General features: G+C 74.2%; 14 protein-coding genes and 1 pseudogene. 10 read left to right on the top strand and 5 right to left on the bottom strand.

Annotated features, from left to right (window positions below):
• Window positions 1–70 precede the first annotated feature (70 nt).
• Window positions 71–1,585, bottom strand: coding sequence for an amino acid permease (locus E1200_RS19655; protein ID WP_243708696.1), 1,515 nt, complete (start codon window positions 1,583–1,585; stop codon window positions 71–73).
• Between the two features lie 333 nt (window positions 1,586–1,918).
• Here E1200_RS19655 and ggt point away from each other — a divergent pair, with 333 nt between their 5' ends.
• From ggt to E1200_RS19640, 3 genes are all read left to right on the top strand, one after another.
• The gene (ggt, locus tag E1200_RS19650; protein WP_347813229.1) at window positions 1,919–3,805 is read left to right on the top strand and encodes a gamma-glutamyltransferase; all 1,887 of its coding nucleotides are present in this window, start codon (window positions 1,919–1,921) and stop codon (window positions 3,803–3,805) included.
• A 31-nt stretch (window positions 3,806–3,836) separates the two neighbouring features.
• Window positions 3,837–4,196 (top strand): divalent-cation tolerance protein CutA, encoded by a 360-nt coding sequence (gene cutA, locus E1200_RS19645; RefSeq protein ID WP_131953501.1) that lies wholly within the window; start codon window positions 3,837–3,839, stop codon window positions 4,194–4,196.
• A gap of 169 nt (window positions 4,197–4,365) precedes the next feature.
• Window positions 4,366–5,250: an oxygenase MpaB family protein gene (locus tag E1200_RS19640; RefSeq protein WP_243708695.1), complete on the top strand. Its 885-nt coding sequence runs from the start codon at window positions 4,366–4,368 to the stop codon at window positions 5,248–5,250.
• Between the two features lie 58 nt (window positions 5,251–5,308).
• Here E1200_RS19640 and E1200_RS19635 read toward each other — a convergent pair whose 3' ends face one another.
• From E1200_RS19635 to E1200_RS19625, 3 genes are all read right to left on the bottom strand, one after another.
• A complete protein-coding gene (locus tag E1200_RS19635) occupies window positions 5,309–5,608 on the bottom strand; it encodes a metal-sensitive transcriptional regulator (protein ID WP_131953500.1) in 300 nt (99 codons plus the stop codon).
• 108 nt (window positions 5,609–5,716) lie between these two features.
• Window positions 5,717–6,904 carry a glycerate kinase gene (locus E1200_RS19630; protein WP_243708694.1) on the bottom strand — a complete coding sequence of 396 codons (1,188 nt, stop codon included), beginning with the start codon at window positions 6,902–6,904 and terminating at the stop codon, window positions 5,717–5,719.
• 144 nt (window positions 6,905–7,048) lie between these two features.
• Window positions 7,049–8,494: an NCS2 family permease gene (locus E1200_RS19625; RefSeq protein WP_131953499.1), complete on the bottom strand. Its 1,446-nt coding sequence runs from the start codon at window positions 8,492–8,494 to the stop codon at window positions 7,049–7,051.
• A 199-nt stretch (window positions 8,495–8,693) separates the two neighbouring features.
• On the opposite strand from E1200_RS19625, the pseudogene E1200_RS19620 reads away from it, so the two are divergent.
• From E1200_RS19620 to E1200_RS19590, 7 genes and pseudogenes are all read left to right on the top strand, one after another.
• Window positions 8,694–9,005: pseudogene (locus E1200_RS19620) on the top strand (helix-turn-helix domain-containing protein); the annotation flags it as partial.
• 31 nt (window positions 9,006–9,036) lie between these two features.
• Complete coding sequence (locus E1200_RS19615) at window positions 9,037–10,335, top strand: helix-turn-helix domain-containing protein (protein ID WP_131953498.1); 1,299 nt, start codon at window positions 9,037–9,039, stop codon at window positions 10,333–10,335.
• 103 nt (window positions 10,336–10,438) lie between these two features.
• Window positions 10,439–11,116 (top strand): copper resistance protein CopC, encoded by a 678-nt coding sequence (locus E1200_RS19610; RefSeq protein ID WP_131953497.1) that lies wholly within the window; start codon window positions 10,439–10,441, stop codon window positions 11,114–11,116.
• Window positions 11,117–13,198: a bifunctional copper resistance protein CopD/cytochrome c oxidase assembly protein gene (locus E1200_RS19605; RefSeq protein ID WP_131953496.1), complete on the top strand. Its 2,082-nt coding sequence runs from the start codon at window positions 11,117–11,119 to the stop codon at window positions 13,196–13,198.
• A gap of 60 nt (window positions 13,199–13,258) precedes the next feature.
• Window positions 13,259–14,494 (top strand): histidine kinase, encoded by a 1,236-nt coding sequence (locus tag E1200_RS19600; protein ID WP_131953503.1) that lies wholly within the window; start codon window positions 13,259–13,261, stop codon window positions 14,492–14,494.
• Window positions 14,491–15,153 (top strand): response regulator transcription factor, encoded by a 663-nt coding sequence (locus E1200_RS19595; RefSeq protein ID WP_131953495.1) that lies wholly within the window; start codon window positions 14,491–14,493, stop codon window positions 15,151–15,153. The genes E1200_RS19600 and E1200_RS19595 overlap by 4 nt, the downstream gene beginning before the upstream one ends.
• Before the next feature lie 83 nt (window positions 15,154–15,236).
• A complete protein-coding gene (locus tag E1200_RS19590; RefSeq protein ID WP_131953494.1) occupies window positions 15,237–16,346 on the top strand; it encodes a hypothetical protein in 1,110 nt (369 codons plus the stop codon).
• Here the strand turns inward: E1200_RS19590 and E1200_RS19585 are convergent.
• A partial coding sequence (locus E1200_RS19585; protein ID WP_207933436.1) for a hypothetical protein occupies window positions 16,340–16,644 on the bottom strand: 305 nt, incomplete at its 5' end. The genes E1200_RS19590 and E1200_RS19585 overlap by 7 nt on opposite strands.

Below are 16,644 nucleotides of genomic sequence, written 5' to 3'. Positions count from 1 at the left end.
ATGTACAGCAGCAGGCCGGCGAGCATCCAGACGCCGAAGTAGGCCCACGTCTGGACCTTCAGGTTCACCATCAGCCAGCCGACCGCGAGGATCGACACCACGGCGGTGAGCGGCGCCCGTAGACCATGTACAGCAGCAGGCCGGCGAGCATCCAGACGCCGAAGTAGGCCCACGTCTGGACCTTCAGGTTCACCATCAGCCAGCCGACCGCGAGGATCGACACCACGGCGGTGAGCGGCGCCGCCGGCACCCGGAACGGGCGGTGCAGGTCGGGCTGGGAGCGGCGCAGCGCCAGCACGGACGCGGGCACGAACAGGAACGCGAAGAGCGTCCCCATGACGACGAGCTGCTCCAGCGTCAGCACGTCGAACGTCTGCGACATCGCCACGGCCGCGCCGCCCGCCAGCATCGTGGCGCGGGACGGCACCTTGTAGCGGCTCATGGACGCCAGCGGCTGCGGCAGCAGCCCGTCGCGCGACATCGAGAAGATCACCCGGGTCAGGCTGATCAGCACGACGAGGATGACGGTCGTCAGGGCGAGCACGACGCCGACGTCGACGAGCTTGCCCATCACGCCCGCGCCGACCGAGTCGAACGCCGCGGCGATCAGCAGCTTGTCCGGGTTGAGCTCGGCGAAGCCGTTGGTGCCCACCATGCCGACCAGCGCGAACGCCACGGCCGCGTACAGCACGACGGCGGCGAGCAGCGCCGTGATGATGCCGCGCGGCACCTTGCGGGGCGCGTCCTCGGTCTCCTCGGACGCGGTCGCGATGAGGTCGAACCCGATGTAGGCGAAGGCGATGGCGGGCGCCGCCGCGAAGATCCCCCAGATGCCGAACACGTGCGGGGTCCCGCCGCCGGCCGCGCCGAGCACCGCGTCCAGCACGGTCTGGTCGCGCTCGGGCGCGGGCCGGGCGGGCGGCACGAACGGGGTGAGGTTGCCGGGGCTGAAGAACTTCAGCCCGGTGGCGATGACGAGCCCGATCACGATGACCTTGGCCAGCACCATGTACCACAGGGTCTTCAGGCTCAGCCGGCTGCCGGTGGCGAGCATCAGCACGACCAGCAGCAGGATGAGCAGGGCGAACAGGTCGGGGCCCTTCTCCTGCCCGATGAGGCCGGCGAGCCACTCGGGCACCGGCACGCTGAAGCCGCTCAGCGCCTGCGCCGCGTACAGCGACCACACCCGCGCGAGGACCGACGCGGCCAGCAGCAGCTCCATGATCAGGGCCCAGCCGACGATCCACGCCCACACCTCGCCGAACGCGACGTAGGAGAAGGAGTAGGAGCTGCCCGCCACCGGGATGATCGACGACAGTTCGGCGAACGCGAGCGCGACCAGCAGGCAGACGCCGCCGGCGATGAGGAACGAGATGAGCACGCCGGGGCCCGCGGTCGCGGCGGCCTGCTCACCGGCGATCTTGAAGATGCCGGAGCCGATCATGACGCCGAGGCCGAGCACGACGAGGTCGCGGGTCCGGTAGACGACGCGCAGCCGGTGCCGGCCGCCGTAGAGCCGCCCGGTCGCGCGTTCCACCGGCAGCCGCCGGAACATGTTGTTGCGCACGCGCATGTCCCAGGTCATAGGTTTCCCCCCTGGCCTGAACCCGCGCCGCTGATCGCGAGATGGTGGTCTGCCGAGCCCCTAAGAATTCACCAGGTACGACCATAATCGCAACGTTTTGTGGTGGATTCGTGGGGCGCACCGGTTGTCGGAGAGTGACAAACCGGCTGGTAGGGGCCCGGGACGACGTGCTGCGGCTCCTGTCTCGGACCGGAAACCGAATCGGTTTCAATGGATCGTTCCCGACCGAATAGCCCTGATTTCCTAGGATGAAAGCGCTTTACGATCTTTGTGATGCTGGTGCCCGGCGAAGATCGGTGACAACGTGGTACCGCCGCGTTCATTGGAGGTCCGGTGTTCCGCTCCCCATCGTCCTCGAAGGCACCGCCGCGCCCGCCGGGCCCCGCGCCGTCGCGCGCCGTGCGCGGGGCCGCGGCCCTGGCCGCGCTCACCACCGCCGCGTCCCTGGCCGTCCCCGCGGCGGGCGCCGCCGCGAAGCCGCGGCCCTGGCAGCCGGAGAAGCGGCCGGTCGCGACGGGGTACGGCGGCGCGGTCTCCACGGTCGACCCGTACGCCACCCGCACCGCGCTGGACGTGCTCAGGCGCGGCGGCAACGCGATGGACGCGGCCGTCGCCGCCGGCGCCACCCTCGGCGTCACCGAACCGTACGTCGCGGCGATCGGCGGCGGGGGATACCTCACCTACTACGACGCCCGCACGCGCCGCGTCCACGCCCTCGACGGCCGCGAGACCGCGCCGCGGCGGATGGGGGAGGACGCCTTCCTCGACCCGGCGACCGGCGAGCCGCTCCCGTTCGACCAGGCCGTCACCAGCGGGCTCGGCGTCGGCGTGCCCGGCACCCTCGCGCAGTGGGACCTCGCCCTGCGCCGCTTCGGCAGCCGCGACCTCGGCCGCCTGCTCCGCCCGGCGATCGCCGTCGCCGAGCGGGGCTTCGTCGTGGACCGGGAGTTCCACGACCAGACGGCGCTGAACGCCGACCGGTTCCGCGACATCGTCCCGACCCGCGAGCTGTTCCTGCCGGACGGGCGCGTCCCCGCCGTCGGATCGGTGTTCCGCAACCCCGACCTGGCCGCCACCTACCGGGAACTGGCCGAGCGCGGGACCGACTGGTTCTACGAGGGGCGGCTGGGGAGGGAGATCGTGCGGACGGTCACCGACCCGCCGATCGATCCGGACGCCTCCCGCAACGTCCGCCCCGGCCTGATGACCACCCGCGATCTGGACGCCTACCGCGCCCTGCTGCGCAGGCCCACCCGCGTCACCTACCGGGGCATGGACGTCTACGGCATGCCGCCGTCGTCGTCCGGCGGCACGACGGTGGGGGAGGCCCTCAACATCATGGGCGCCTTCCGCCTGGACGAGCGCGACCCGGCGGACGCCCTGCACCACTACCTGGAGGCGTCCAAGCTGGCCTACGCCGACCGCGGCCGGTACCTGGGCGACGCCGACAAGGTGGACGTCCCCGTGGCCGAGCTGCTGTCGCGCGGGTACGCCCGCGAGCGCGCCTGCCTGATCGACCCGGACCGCGCCGCCGAGGCGCCCGTCGCCCCCGGATCGCCGGACGGCGACTACCGCCCGTGCGCCCCGGCGGGCGCGCCGGCCCGGCCGCTCGCCGCCGAGGGGCCGCAGACCACCCACCTCGTCGTCGCGGACAAGTGGGGCAACGTCGCCTCCTACACGCTGTCCATCGAGCAGTTCGGCGGCAGCGGCATCACCGTCCCCGGGCGCGGCTTCCTGCTCAACAACCAGCTCACCGACTTCTCCTTCCGGCCGCCGCCGCCCGGCGCGGCGCCCGACCCGAACCTGCCGGGGCCGGGCAAGCGGCCGCGCAGCAGCATGTCCCCGACGATCGTGCTCGACGACGGCCGGCCCAGGCTGGCGCTCGGCACCCCCGGCGGATCGACGATCATCACGACCGTGCTGCAGATCCTGCTGAACCGCATCGACCTCGGCATGGACCTGCCCGCCGCGCTCGCCGCCCCGCGCGCGACGCAGCGCAACACCCCGCAGGTCTTCGCCGAGCAGGCGTTCCTCGACCGGTACGGCCCGGCCCTGGCGGCGCGCGGGCACCGGCTGGCGGCCTTCCCCGGCCCGCCCGCGGGCGTGATCGGCGCCGCGACCGCCCTGGAGGTCCTGCGGCCGGGGCTCGTCCAGGCGGTGGCGGAGCCGGCGCGGCGCGGCGGCGGCAGCGCGATGGTCGTCCGGCCGGCCGGGCGGTAGGAGTGGCCGGCGAGCGGGAAGGAGTCGTGCCATGGCGCACTCTTACGTGCAGGTGACGACCACGACCGACTCCCGGGCCGAGGCGGCCGAGCTGGCCAAGGCCGCGGTGGCCGAGCGGTTCGCCGCCTGCGCCCAGCTCGTCGGCCCGATCGCCAGCACCTACTGGTGGGAGGGCGAGATCGAGTCGGCGGAGGAGTGGATGGTCCTGTTCAAGACCTCCGTCGACCGGTTCGAGGAGCTGGCGACGCTGATCACCGAGGTGCACTCCTACGACACCCCGGAGATCATCGCGACCCCGGTGGTCGCGGGCAGCATGGACTACCTGACCTGGATCACCGAGCAGACCGAGCCCGGCGAGAGCGACGACGCCGTCGACGACGAGAGCGACTGACGGGAGCGGCCGACCAGAGCGGCCGGCGGGGGCTGCCGGGAGCCGCCGGGGGACGCGATGACCAGCTCCGACGCGGCCCCCGGTCGTGTCATGTCCGTCAAGTCGGGGTAAGTTTCCGTTACCCCGGCCGGGTGTCCCTCCCCGACCGCGGCGACGGAAGGCGGTAGACGTGCGCGATGAGATGGGCACCGTCCCTCACCGGCGGGAGAACGCGGACCACGGGCTGTTCGGGCCCGGCTCGGTGACCTGGCGGGTCATGGGCGAGCCCGTCCTGATCGTCGGCGGGATCAGGGCGCTGCTGCTGCAGGGCCTGCACCCGCGCTCGATGTGGGGCACCGCGCAGAACTCCGAGCTCATGGACCCGTCCGCCGCCTGGGCGCGGCTCGGCCGGACGGTCGAGTTCGTCCGCGTCCGCACCTACGGGACGGAGGCGGAGGTCGAGCGGGTGGGCCGCCGGGTCCGCAAGCTGCACTCCAAGCTGACCGGCCTCGACATGCGCACCGGCGAGACGTTCCCGGTCGACGACCCGGAGAACCTGCTCTGGGTCCACCTCGGCGAGGTCGACTCGTACCTGGACGTGGCGCGCCGCGCCGGGGTGCCGCTGACGGCCGCGGACGCCGACGCCTTCGTGGATGAGCAGCGCCGCGCGGCGGCCGTCGTCGGCCTCGACCCCGCCGGCGTCCCCGCCACGGTCGCGGAGATGGCGGAGTACTACGCGGAGATGCGGCGGCGGATCTACGCCTGCCGGGAGGCCCGCGACGGGCTGCGCCGCATGTTCAACCCGGCCGTGCCGCGGCGCATGCTGCCGCTGAAGCTCGCCGCGCCCGCCCTCGGCACGCTGGTCGTCGCGACGCTGCCGCGCTGGGCCCGCCGCATGTACGGGCTGCCGGGGCTGCCCACGTCCGACCTGGCCGCCACGCTGACGCTCAAGGGCCTGTACCGGACGTCGCACGCCGTCCCCGAGCGGTTCCGCTACTCCCCGGACGCCCAGCGGGCCCGGGAGCTCACGCGCATGCACGAGGCGGACCTCGCCACCTGGTCCATCGCCTCCTGAGCGCGCCTCCTGAGCGCGCCTCCCGAGGGTTGTCCCCTGAGCGGCGGCGGGGGCGCGGTCAGCCGCGGCGCATCAGCCGGCCCACGGCCGCCATCAGCTCGGTGGACATCGCGTCCCCCTTGCCCTCCTCGGCGCCCTCGGCCACGCAGTGCCGCACGTGCCCGTCGAGCAGGCCGAGCGCGACCTTGTCGAGCGCGGCCTGGACGGCGCTGATCTGCGTGAGGATGTCGATGCAGTAGCGGTCCTCGGCGACCATCCGGTCGATGCCGCGCACCTGCCCCTCGATCCGGGCCAGCCGGGTCTGCAGCTGGTCCTTGGTGGCGGTGTAACCGCGGGTGGGGGCCTCGCTGGTCGTCATCTCCGTCCTCACAATCCTTCCGAGGGCGCACGCCCGAATACCCCTGGGGGACATCCCCCAATCGGTACCTTATGCGCTCACCGCCCGGCCGGGACCCCGCGCGCGGCCTCACGCCCGTTGGAGCGATCCGAACCGGGGCCCGGCGGGGGGCAGCCACTCGTCGGCGATCGCCACCGTCAGCTGCTCCAGCAGCGGGCCGGCCCGCCGGACGCGGCGCTCGGCGTCGGGTTCGATGTCGGCCAGCGCGTAGGCGGCCTGGATGCGCGCCTTGCGGAGCTGCTCGCCGGTGAGGCCGCGCCGGCCGGCGACCGCGACGACGGGCGCGCCCGCGCGGGCGGCGGCGCGGGCGACCCCGATCGGCGCCGTGCCGCGCAGCGAGCGGGTGTCGAGCGAGCCCTCGCCGGTCACGACCAGGTGCGCGCCCCGCGCCTTCTCGGCGAAGCCCAGCAGGTCGAGCATGAGCGAGGCGCCCGGCTCGATCGTCGCGCCGAGGAAGGCCAGCGCGGCGAACCCGACGCCGCCCGCGGTGCCGGCGCCGGGCAGGTCGCGGGCCGCGGTGCGGGACGCCGCCTCCGCCAGGTCGGCCCAGCGGCGCAGCCCGGCGTCCAGCAGCCGGACCTCGTCGCGGGTCGCGCCGCGGCGCCGCCCGTCCACGGCCGCGGCGCCGGTGCGGCCGAGCAGCGGGCCCGCGGAGTCCGCCGCGAGCACCACCTCGATGCCGGACATGTCGGGCAGCCCGCGCAGGTCGAGGGCGTGCAGCGACCGCAGCGCCGCCCCGCCGGGCGGCAGGTCCTTGCCGAGCGCGTCGAGCAGCCGCCCGCCGAGCCCCTGCACCAGCCCCGCGCCGCCGTCGGTGCAGGCGCCGCCGCCGAGGCCGAGCACGATCCGGCGGGCGCCGAGCCGCACCGCGTGCGCGAGGAGCTGGCCCGTGCCGAGGCTGGACGCGTGCAGCGGGCGCGGCTTGCCGCCGGGCAGCCGCCGCACGCCGGACGCCTCGGCGAGCTCCACCACGGCGCTGCGGCCGTTGATCGCGAGCCGCGCGGTGACCGGGCGGCCCGTCGGGCCGCACACCTCCGCCTCGACCCCCCGCCACCCGGCGGCGACCGCGGCCTCGACGGTGCCCTCGCCGCCGTCGGCCACCGGCAGCTCCACCAGCGGGACGCCCGGCCGGACGCGCCGCAGCCCGGCCGCGAGGTGCCGTGCCGCCTGCGCCGCGGTCAGCGCTCCCGGAAACCTGTCAGGCGCCAGCAGGACGTGACCCGGCGGCGACGGGTGGGGGGAAGAGTCCGCGGACACGGCCACGCCTTTCACGCCGGAGGTAAGGCTCTACCTTCTGCTTACGTCATGACGGCACTAATTGACACCCGCGAACGTCCCCGAAGGTCTCGAATGTGGCGGCAGGCGGGCGTGGCACGGCCCGAGGTCGACGCGCAGTGGCGGCTAGCGCACGCCCAGCCACTGCTCGATGGGGTTGATGAGGAAGAAGAGCATGAACAGCACGACCACCGGCCACAGCCAGATCGACACCTCGCGGACCCTGCCGCGCGCCAGCTTGATCAGCGCGTAGCTCACCATGCCGGCGCCGATCCCGATCGTGATCGAGAACGTGAACGGCATCAGCACGATGGTCAGGAACGCCGGGATGACGAGGTCGAGGTCCGTCCAGTCCACCTTGGCGACCTGCGTCATCATCAGCGCGCCGACGAGGACGAGCGCGGGCGCGGCGGCCTGGGCGGGCACGGTCGCGGCGAGCGGGGTGAGGAACAGCGTCACGGCGAACAGCGCGCCGGTGGCGATGTTGGCCAGGCCCGTCCGGGCGCCCTCGCCGACGCCGGCCGCCGACTCCACGAACACCGTGTTGGCGGACGAGCTGGTCACCCCGCCGAACGCGGCCGACAGGCCGTCCACGGACAGGATCTTGCCGAGCTTCGGCACCCGGCCCTTCTCGTCCAGCAGGCCGGCCTCGTCGCTGACGCCGAGGATCGTGCCCATCGCGTCGAAGAACCCCGACAGGACCAGCGTGAACAGCACGACCAGCGCGGTGATGACCCCCGCCCGGGCGAAGCCGCCGAACAGGTCGAACTGTCCGAAGAGTCCGAAGTCGGGCATGGCGAACAGGCTGTCGGGGACGCGCGGGGTCACCACGCCCCAGCCGCCCTCCTTGATGTCCGCGTTCGCCTCGATGACCACGGCGCCGATCGCGCCGGCGATGATGCTGATCAGGATGGCCCCGGGCACCCGCCGCACGTACAGCACGATCATCAGCAGCAGGGTGAGCCCGAACACCACCGTCGGCCAGGTGTCCAGCCGCCCGCCCGCGCCGAGCGACAGCGGCGGGCTCGTGGCGCTGGACGTGACGAACCCCGCGTCGTACAGGCCGACCAGCGCGAGGAACAGGCCGATGCCGACCGCGATCGCGTGCTTGAGCGCCAGCGGGATCGAGTTCATGATCCGCTCGCGGATCCCGGTGACCGCGAGCACCACGATGACCGCGCCCTCGATCACCACCAGGCCCATCGCCTGCGGCCACGTCATCACCGGGGCCGCCTGGAACGCCACCAGCGCGTTGATGCCGAGGCCCGCGGCGAGCGCGAACGGAACGTTCCCGACCAGGCCCATGAGGACCGTGGCGATCGCCGCCGACAGCGCGGTCATCGTGGTCAGCTGCGGGATCGACAGCGTCGCGCCGGTGACGTCCTGCGCCCCGCCCAGGATGATCGGGTTCAGCAGGATGATGTAGGCCATCGCGAAGAACGTGGTGACGCCGCCGCGCAGCTCGCGCGGCACGGTCGACCCGCGCGCCTTGATCTCGAACAGCCGCTCCAGCGGCCCGCTGCCGCCCGCCGGCGGTGAAGCGTCGGTACTTCCGGCTTTGGTGTCGGACATGGCGGGTGCTCCGCTTTCAGCAGCGTGGACTCGGAAACGGCGTGCACAGGGTAACCGCCCGGCCCGGGGCCGTCCGCACCGGCTCCCGCCCGCGCGGCCGTGTCCCGTCGTGATTCCCGCCTTCCGCAGCGTGACGGCGGCGGCGCGTCCGCTATAGCCTGCCCGGGTGCGAATGCGAGAGACGGCCCGGATGGACGCCCTCGACTCCTATGCGCGCCTGCTGGCGTCGGTCCCGGAGGGCACCCGCTCGTCCTTCCGCGCCCGGATGCTCGGCCCGCTGGAGGAGTACGACAGCAGCCGGCAGGCCGAGCTCGTGCACACGCTGGAGGTCTTCCTGGCATGCTCGGGGTCCTGGAGCCGCACCGCGACGCGGCTGCACGTCCACGTGAACACGCTTCGGTACCGAATCCGGCGAATCGAGGACCTCACCGGCCGGGACCTCGGCACACTTGAGGACCGGGTCGACTTCTTCCTCGCCCTGCGCGCGACGCAGCCGGCGAGCACCCGTTAGCCAGCGACACTCTGTAGGCGGTGGTCACACGATGGACCGGGAGACACTGGGGCAGCGCATCCGCGCCCTGCGGATCCGGCAGGGCGTGAGTCAGGCGCAGCTCGCGTTCCCCGAGCTGTCCGACAGCTACATCTCGCTGATCGAGAGCGACAAGCGGGTGCCCGCGCCGAGCGTGGTCGAGCTGCTCGCCGCGAAGCTGAACTGCTCGGCGACCTACCTCGTCAGCGGCGTCAGCGAGGACGTCGTGGACGAGCTGCGCGTCACCCTCGACTACGCCGAGATCGCGCTGAGCAACGGCGCGGCGGCCGAGGCGCGGGCGCGGTACGCCGAGGTGCTCGCCAGCGCCGACGCGGTCGCGCTGCCGGACATGCTGCACCAGGCGCGGTGGGGGCACGCCCTCGCGCTGGAGGCCGCCGGGGAGCTGGAGGAGGCGATCGCCGGGCTGCGGGAGCTGACCGCCCAGGCGTCCGCCGAGAGCGACCTCGACCACTGGGCGCGGCTGCACGTCGCGCTGAGCCGCTGCCTGCGCGAGCGCGGCGACATCAGCGCCGGCGTGCAGGCCGCCGAGAGCGCGCTGCGGCACCTCATCGCCGCCGGCGCCGACTCCACCGACGCGGCCGTCCACCTCGGCGCGGCGCTGCTCACCGCGTTCATCGAGCGGGGCGATCTCGTCCGGGCCGGCCAGCTCGCCGCCCAGCTCATCGAGCGGGCCGAGCGGATCGGCAGCCCCCGCGCCCGGATGGTCGCCTACTGGGAGGCCGCGCACGTCGCGGAGATCCGCGGCGACCACGAGGAGGGCGTCGCCCTCGCCGAGCGCGCGCTGATGCTGGCCGGCGACGGCGCGGACCCCCGCGACCTCGGCCGGCTCCGCGTCCGGTACGCCGCGCTGCTGCTGCGCGCCCGGCCCGACCAGGCCGCGCACGCCCGCGACCTGCTCGCCCGGGTCCGCGACGAGATCAGCGCCAGCGCGTCCGGGGAGATCGACGTCGCCTGGTGCCTGACGGAGCTGGCCCGCGCCGAGACGGCGCTCGGCCGCCCCGCCGAGGGGGCGCGGCTCGCCGAGGAGGCCCTGGACCTGCTCGGGGACGCGCCGCGCCGCGCGGCCGCCGGGGCGCTGACGGTGCTCGGCGAGGCGTCGGTGCGGCTCGGCCGCCGCGACCGCGCCGTCGAGGCGCTGACCCGCGCCGCCACCTGCCTGGAGGAGATGGAGTCCTCCCGGGAGGCCGCGCAGGCGTGGTTCGACCTCGCCGAGGTCCTCGCCGAGACGGGCACCGCCGACGAGCCCCGGATGGCGGCGTACCGGCGCGCCCTGACCTGTGTGGGGGTATGAGGCGCGGCGCGGTGAAAGCGGCCTGAAACCCGGGCTGTGCCACTCCGGCGGGCTCAGTAGGGTGGGGGAACCCCTTCCGCCCCACTGGAGAACCCGGCCACCCATGAACATCCTCAAGTTCCGCAGGCCCGCGCGCGGCCTCGGCATCGCCGCGCTCGCCGCCGCCCTGCTCACCGTCGTCATGGCGCCGCCCGCGCTGGCGCATCCCCGGCTGACGGAGAGCACCCCCGCCATGGGCGCCACGGCGGAGAAGCCGGCCGAGGTGAAGCTGGTCTTCAGCGAGAAGATCAACGTCGCCGAGGTCGTGGTCAGGGACGGGACGGGCAAGACGTTCCAGAAGGGGGAGGCCGAGCTCTCGGGGACGACGGTCACGCAGCGGCTCGCCGGCACCCTGCCCGTCGGCATCTACTCGGTGGCCTACCGGGTCGTCGGGCAGGACGGGCACCCCGTCCAGAGCGACCGGCTGACGTTCACCGCGGTCGGCGGCCCGACGCCCCCGCCCGTCACCGGCCTCCCCACCGAGATCCCCACCGGCGGCGCCGCGCCCGCGCCGCCCGCGGGCGGCGTCGGCGCCGCGGAGCAGACCGGCCCCGCGGCCACCGCCGACGAGGAGCCGCTCAAGATCGACCAGGAGCAGGCGGCGGAGGAGGAGAAGGGGTCCGGCTCCGGCGCGCTGCTGTGGGTGCTGATCATCGCGGGCCTGCTGATCGGCATCGGCATCGGCCTCGGCATCGTGTACCGCGCCAAGCGCAAGCACCAGGCGGGGACCGGCGGTGAATAGGTGAACAAGGGCACCCTGGGCGTCGTTCAGGCCGCCGCGGTCGCGCTGGCCGCGGCCGCCGCCGTCCTGGTGGGCGGCCTGGTCCTCGGCGGCTCGGTCACCGAGAAGGTGATCCCCGGCCTGGGGGACCCGGGCGCCCTCACCCGGTGGGGGCTGCCCGCCTCGCGGACGGCGATGAACCTGCTGTCCGCCCTCACCGTCGGAACCCTGCTGGCCGCCGCCGCGCTGCTGCCCGTCGAGGGCGGGCGCGGGGCGGCCCGGCTGTCCGCGGACGCGGTCGGCTACGTGCGGGCCGCGTCCTGGTTCGCCGCCGGCTGGGCCGCCGCCGCGGCGGGCACCCTGGTGTTCACCGTCGCCGACGTCCTCGGCCAGCCGGTCCACGAGGTCGTCACCGGCAGCGAGCTGACCAGCTACGTCGGCTCGCTGCCCCAGGGCACCGCCCTCATGCTGGTGGTGCTGCTCGCCGTGGTCGTGGCGCTGCTGGCCCGCACCACCACCACGCCCGCCGCCGCCTTCGGGCTGCTGGCGATGGCCGGGATCGCGCTGCTCCCGGCGCCGCTCACCGGCCACTCGGCCTCCGCCGCCAACCACGCCGTCGCGACGACGGGCGTGGCCCTGCACGTCGCCGCCGTCGCCCCGTGGGTCGGCGGCCTCGCCGTCCTCGCCGTCCACGCGATGCTCCGCCGCGACCGGCTGCCGGTCATGGCGGAGCGGTTCAGCCGGATGGCGCTGTGGTGCTTCATCGTCGTCGGCGCCAGCGGCATGGTGAACGTGATCGCCCGGCTGCCCGACCCGGTCGAGCTGGTCGAGACGAACTACGGCCGGCTGGCCCTCGGGAAGATCATCGCGTTCGGCGCGCTCGGCCTGTTCGGCTGGTGGCACCGGAACCGGACGCTGCCCGCCCTCGCCGACCGCAGGCCCCTGGCGTTCACCCGGTTCGCCGTCGTCGAGACGGCGGTCATGGCCGCCACGATGGGCCTGGCCGTCGCGCTGGCCCGCACCGCCCCGCCTCCGCCGGAGGCCCCGGAGTCCGCGGTCAAGACGCTGCTCGGCTACGACATGCCGCCGGAGGTCACCCCGCTCCGGCTGGCGACGCTGTGGCAGTTCGACCTGTTCTTCGCCGTCCTGGTCCTGGTGCTCGGCGGCCTCTACCTCGCGGGCGTGCTGCGGCTGCGGAAGCGGGGCGACGGCTGGCCGGTGGGCCGCACCGCCGCCTGGTTCGTCGGCCTGCTGTCCATCGTGATCGTCACCCAGACCGGCGTCGGGAAGTACGCGCCGATCCTGTTCAGCGTCCACATGGCGCAGCACATGGTGCTGAACATGCTGACGCCGATCTTCCTGGTCGTCGGCGCGCCGGTGACGCTGGCGCTGCGCGCCCTCAAGCCCGCCCGGATCCGCGGCGACCGCGGCCCGCGCGAATGGCTGACGGCGGTCCTGCACAGCCGCTACGTCGCGCTCGTCGCGCACCCCGCGGTGGCGACGATCATCTTCGTGGTGAGCATCTTCGCGCTGTACTTCACGCCGCTGTTCGAGGCGGCGATGCGCAACCACCTCGGCCACATCGCGATGATGGTGCACTTCCTGGCGGCCGGGTCGCTGTTCTTCTGGGTGCTGCTCGGCGTCGACCCGGCGCCGAGGAAGCTGCCCTACCCCGCGCGCCTCCTCCTGCTGTTCGTGACGATGCCGTTCCACGCGTTCTTCGGCATCGCGCTGATGAACATGAGCCAGGCGCTCGCCCCCGGCTGGTACGCCGCCGTCGACCCGCCGTGGGGCACCACCGTCCTGCACGACCAGCACACCGGCGGCGCGATCGCGTGGGCCTTCGGCGAGATCCCGACGTTCATCGTCCTGCTCTTCCTCGGCTTCCAGTGGTACACCGACGACCAGCGGCAGGCGCGGCGCCAGGACCGCCGGGCCGACCGCGCCGCGCAGCCCGGAGGGCGTCCCGAGGACGATGAGCTGGCCGCCTACAACGCCCGCCTCGCCAAGCTCGCTGAGCACGACCGCGCCGCCGAGGGCAAGGCCGCCGGGACGAAGGCGGGGGAGCGGCAGCAGGCCGGTAAGCAGGGCGAAGGCGGCTGAGCGCGTCTCCCTCTCGCGGGGGAGGGGCGGGCCGTCCCGGTCTGCCACGATCGAGGGGTGATGCGTTTCGCGCGGCCGCTGATCGAGCGGAGGACCTGGCGGCGCTGGGCCCACCTCGTGGTGGGCGGCGCGCTGCTGATGCCGTACTGGTTCTTCGCGCTCAGCGTCGTCTCGCCCCTGCCGACCGAGAACCTCGCCGTCGTCCTCGTGCTGTCGCTGCTCGCGGTGCCGACGGCGGCGGTGTTCGTGACCGGGCTCGTCCCGACCGTCCGGCTGCTGGAGGGGTCCCTCGCCCGGGAACTGCTCGGGGGCCCCGCGGCGGACCTCGTCCCGGGCCCGGCGCGGTCGTGGGAGAGCCGGGTCAGGGCCGCGGCCTGGTTCACCCTGCACCTGTCCGCGGGCGTGGTGGTCAGCGGGCTGAGCCTGGTGATCCCGCCGTTCGCGGCCGTGACGGTCCTCGCCCCGGCGGTGAGCTGGGACACCCCGTTCCTGGAGAGCTGGGGCTGGCGGGGCGGCTGGCCGCAGTGGCCGCTCCCGCTGGTCGGGCTCGCGTCCATGGCGGTGCTGCTCGCGCTGGTCGTCGGCACCGGCACGCTGCTGGCGCGGCTGGCGCCGCGGTTCCTCGGCCCGTCGGCCGCCGAGCGGCTCGCCGAGATGGAGGCGAGGGCCGTCGAGCTGGCCGAGCGCAACCGGCTGGCGCGGGAGCTGCACGACTCGGTGGGCCACGCGCTCAGCGTGGTGACGCTCCAGGCCGGGGCGGCCGGCCGGGTGCTCGACAGCGACCCGGTGTTCGCGCGGGAGGCGCTCGGCGCGATCGAGGACTCGGCCCGCGCGGCGCTGGAGGACCTCGACCACGTGCTCGGGCTGCTGCGCGAGGACCCGTCCCGCACGGCGCCGCAGGCCACCCTCGGGGACCTCGGCCGGCTGCTGGAGCAGACGCGGATCGCCGGCGTGCGGCTCGACGCGGAGATCGGCCCCGAGGTGGGCCGCGTCCCGGCCGCGGTCTCCCGTGAGGCGTACCGGATCGTCCAGGAGGGGCTGACGAACGCGCTGCGGCACGCGGGGAAGGTACCGGTGCGGCTCCGGCTCGGGGTCGCGGACGAACGGCTGGAGATCGAGATGAGCAATCCGCTCGGCGATCCGCACGGCACCGGCGACGGCGCCGGCCACGGCGGCGGGCGCGGCCTCGGCGGCGTCCGCGAGCGCGTCACCGTGCTGCGCGGCGAGATGAGCGCCGGACCGGACGGCGAACGCTGGTGCCTGCGCGTCTCGCTGCCGCTAAGGTCCGGATCATGACCATCAAGGTGCTGCTGGTCGACGACGAGCGGCTGATCCGGGCGGGGCTGGCGGCCATCATCGACGCCGAGGCGGACCTGGCCGTGGTCGGCGAGGCGGCGGACGGCGCGGAGGTGCCGGGGCAGGTGAACCGGCTGCGTCCCGACGTCGTGCTGATGGACGTGCGGATGCCGCGGCTCGACGGCATCCAGGCGACCCGCCACCTGCTGGAGTCCATGGCGGAACCGCCGCGGATCATCGTCGTCACCACGTTCGAGAACGACGAGTACGTGTACGACGCGCTGAAGGCGGGCGCGCACGGCTTCCTGCTGAAGCGGGCGAGGCCGGAGGAGATCCTGCAGGCGATCCGGATGGTCGCGCACGGCGACAGCCTGCTGTTCCCCGCGGCGATCCGGGAGCTGGCCGCCCGGCACGGCGCGTCCGGCGGGACGCCCGGCGGGGCCGGGGCGCGCTGGCACGAGCGGCTCACCGAGCGGGAGGGGGACGTGCTGCGCCTGATGGCCAAGGGGCGGTCGAACGCCGAAATCGCCGAGGAGCTGTTCGTGAGCCCGCAGACGGTGAAGACGCACGTCGGGAACATCCTGGCGAAGCTCCAGGCCCGTGACCGGACCCAGGCGGTGATCCTGGCGTACGAGACGTCGTTCATCACCCCTGGCTGACCATGGCCCATCCCTTACGTCTTGTTTACCTACGAGTAGCTACAAAGTAGGCATAAGCGAACTTGGCTGACGATCGGGGGATCATGGACGCCACGACGCTGTCCGAACTGCGCAAGCCGCGGACCTACCCGGCGGTCTCGGTGCTGATGCCGACGCACCGGGCGCTCCCGGAGAACCGGCAGGATCCGATCCGGCTGCGCAACCTGCTCGCGGAGGTGCGCCGCCGCCTGCGCGACGACATCCGGGTGACGGCGGACGCCGCCGACCAGGTGATGCGCGCCCTGGACCGCGCCGCGGGCGAGATCGACCTGCGCCACGCCTCGGAGGGGCTGGTCCTGTTCGCCGCCCCGGACGGAGAGCACCACGCGTTCACGATCGGCCAGCCGGTCGACGAGCGGGTCGTCGTCGACACCGGCTTCGCCACCCGCGACCTCGTCGCCGACTACACGCGCACCCCGCGCTACTGGCTGCTGTCCCTGTCGGACCACCGCAACCGCTTGTGGGACGGCCACGACGGGCACCTGTCCGAGCACACCCGGAACGGCTTCCCCATCGAGCCCGAGCCGATCGACGAGGCCGGCTCCGGCCGGGCCGCCCGGCGTCCCGCCCGCGGCGGCGACGGCGGTGGCGACGGGGAACGCCACCGCCAGACCGTCCGGGAGGTCGCGAGCGCCGTCGACCGCGTCCTCGCCCGGGACCGCCGCCCCCTCATCATCGCGGGCGTCACCCGCCACCAGGCGCTGTTCGACGAGATGTCGGGCCCGAACACCACCGTGGCGGGACGCGTCGACGGCAGCTTCGAGGGCGCCTCGCCCAGCACGCTCGCCGAGGCGGCGCGCCCGGCCCTGGCCGCCTACGACGACCTCCGCGAGGTGGGCGTGCTGGCCGAACTGGAGGCCGCGCGCAGCATCCAGCGCTACGCGGGCGGGCTCTGCGAGGTCACGCGGCTGGTCGAGGAGGGGCGCGGCGAGCACCTCGTGGTCGAGCGCGGCTACTACGCGCCCGCGGTGCGGACACCGGGCGAACTCGTCCCGATGGACGGCATGCCCGGCGTCCTCCGGGGCGCGGACGTCGTCGACGACGCCGTGGACGACGTCATCGAGACGGTCCTGGAGTACGGCGGCGAGGTCACGTTCGTCTCCGACGGCTTCCTCGTCGACCACGGCCGCATCGCCCTCGTCACCCGCTACTGAGCGCGGCCCGCCGGGGGCACCGCCCGGCAGGCCGGGGCGTGCCAGCTCACCCAGCCGGCCGGCCCGGTGCGACCCGTGTGCGGCCACCATCCCGCGGGGTGCGCGGGCCAGGAGGCGGCGGGCGCCGTCCCTTCCGGGAGGGGCACCACGACCGTGCAGGTCCCGGGTGCGGGCGGGCGGCCGTCCCGGATGTCGATCCGGCCGATGCGCGTCCACCAGACGGGGTGCATGTGCGCGGTCCTGACCGTCCAATGGAGCGAGACGTCCGCGACGACCCCGCCCGCCGCCGGTCCGGGGA

The organism is Actinomadura sp. GC306, from assembly GCF_004348665.1.
Classification (GTDB): domain Bacteria; phylum Actinomycetota; class Actinomycetes; order Streptosporangiales; family Streptosporangiaceae; genus Spirillospora.
This window is presented reverse-complemented; position numbering and strand designations above follow the sequence as displayed.

Excerpts from the sequence above, each read along its gene's own strand:
- E1200_RS19590 (WP_131953494.1), top strand. The coding sequence starts at position 15,237 with ATGGACGCCACGACGCTGTCCGAACTGCGCAAGCCGCGGACCTACCCG.
- E1200_RS19625 (WP_131953499.1), bottom strand. The coding sequence starts at position 8,494 with ATGTCCGACACCAAAGCCGGAAGTACCGACGCTTCACCGCCGGCGGGC.
- E1200_RS19600 (WP_131953503.1), top strand. The coding sequence starts at position 13,259 with ATGCGTTTCGCGCGGCCGCTGATCGAGCGGAGGACCTGGCGGCGCTGG.
- E1200_RS19655 (WP_243708696.1), bottom strand. The coding sequence starts at position 1,585 with ATGACCTGGGACATGCGCGTGCGCAACAACATGTTCCGGCGGCTGCCG.
- E1200_RS19615 (WP_131953498.1), top strand. The coding sequence starts at position 9,037 with ATGGACCGGGAGACACTGGGGCAGCGCATCCGCGCCCTGCGGATCCGG.
- E1200_RS19610 (WP_131953497.1), top strand. The coding sequence starts at position 10,439 with ATGAACATCCTCAAGTTCCGCAGGCCCGCGCGCGGCCTCGGCATCGCC.
- E1200_RS19595 (WP_131953495.1), top strand. The coding sequence starts at position 14,491 with ATGACCATCAAGGTGCTGCTGGTCGACGACGAGCGGCTGATCCGGGCG.
- cutA (WP_131953501.1), top strand. The coding sequence starts at position 3,837 with ATGGCGCACTCTTACGTGCAGGTGACGACCACGACCGACTCCCGGGCC.
- E1200_RS19635 (WP_131953500.1), bottom strand. The coding sequence starts at position 5,608 with ATGACGACCAGCGAGGCCCCCACCCGCGGTTACACCGCCACCAAGGAC.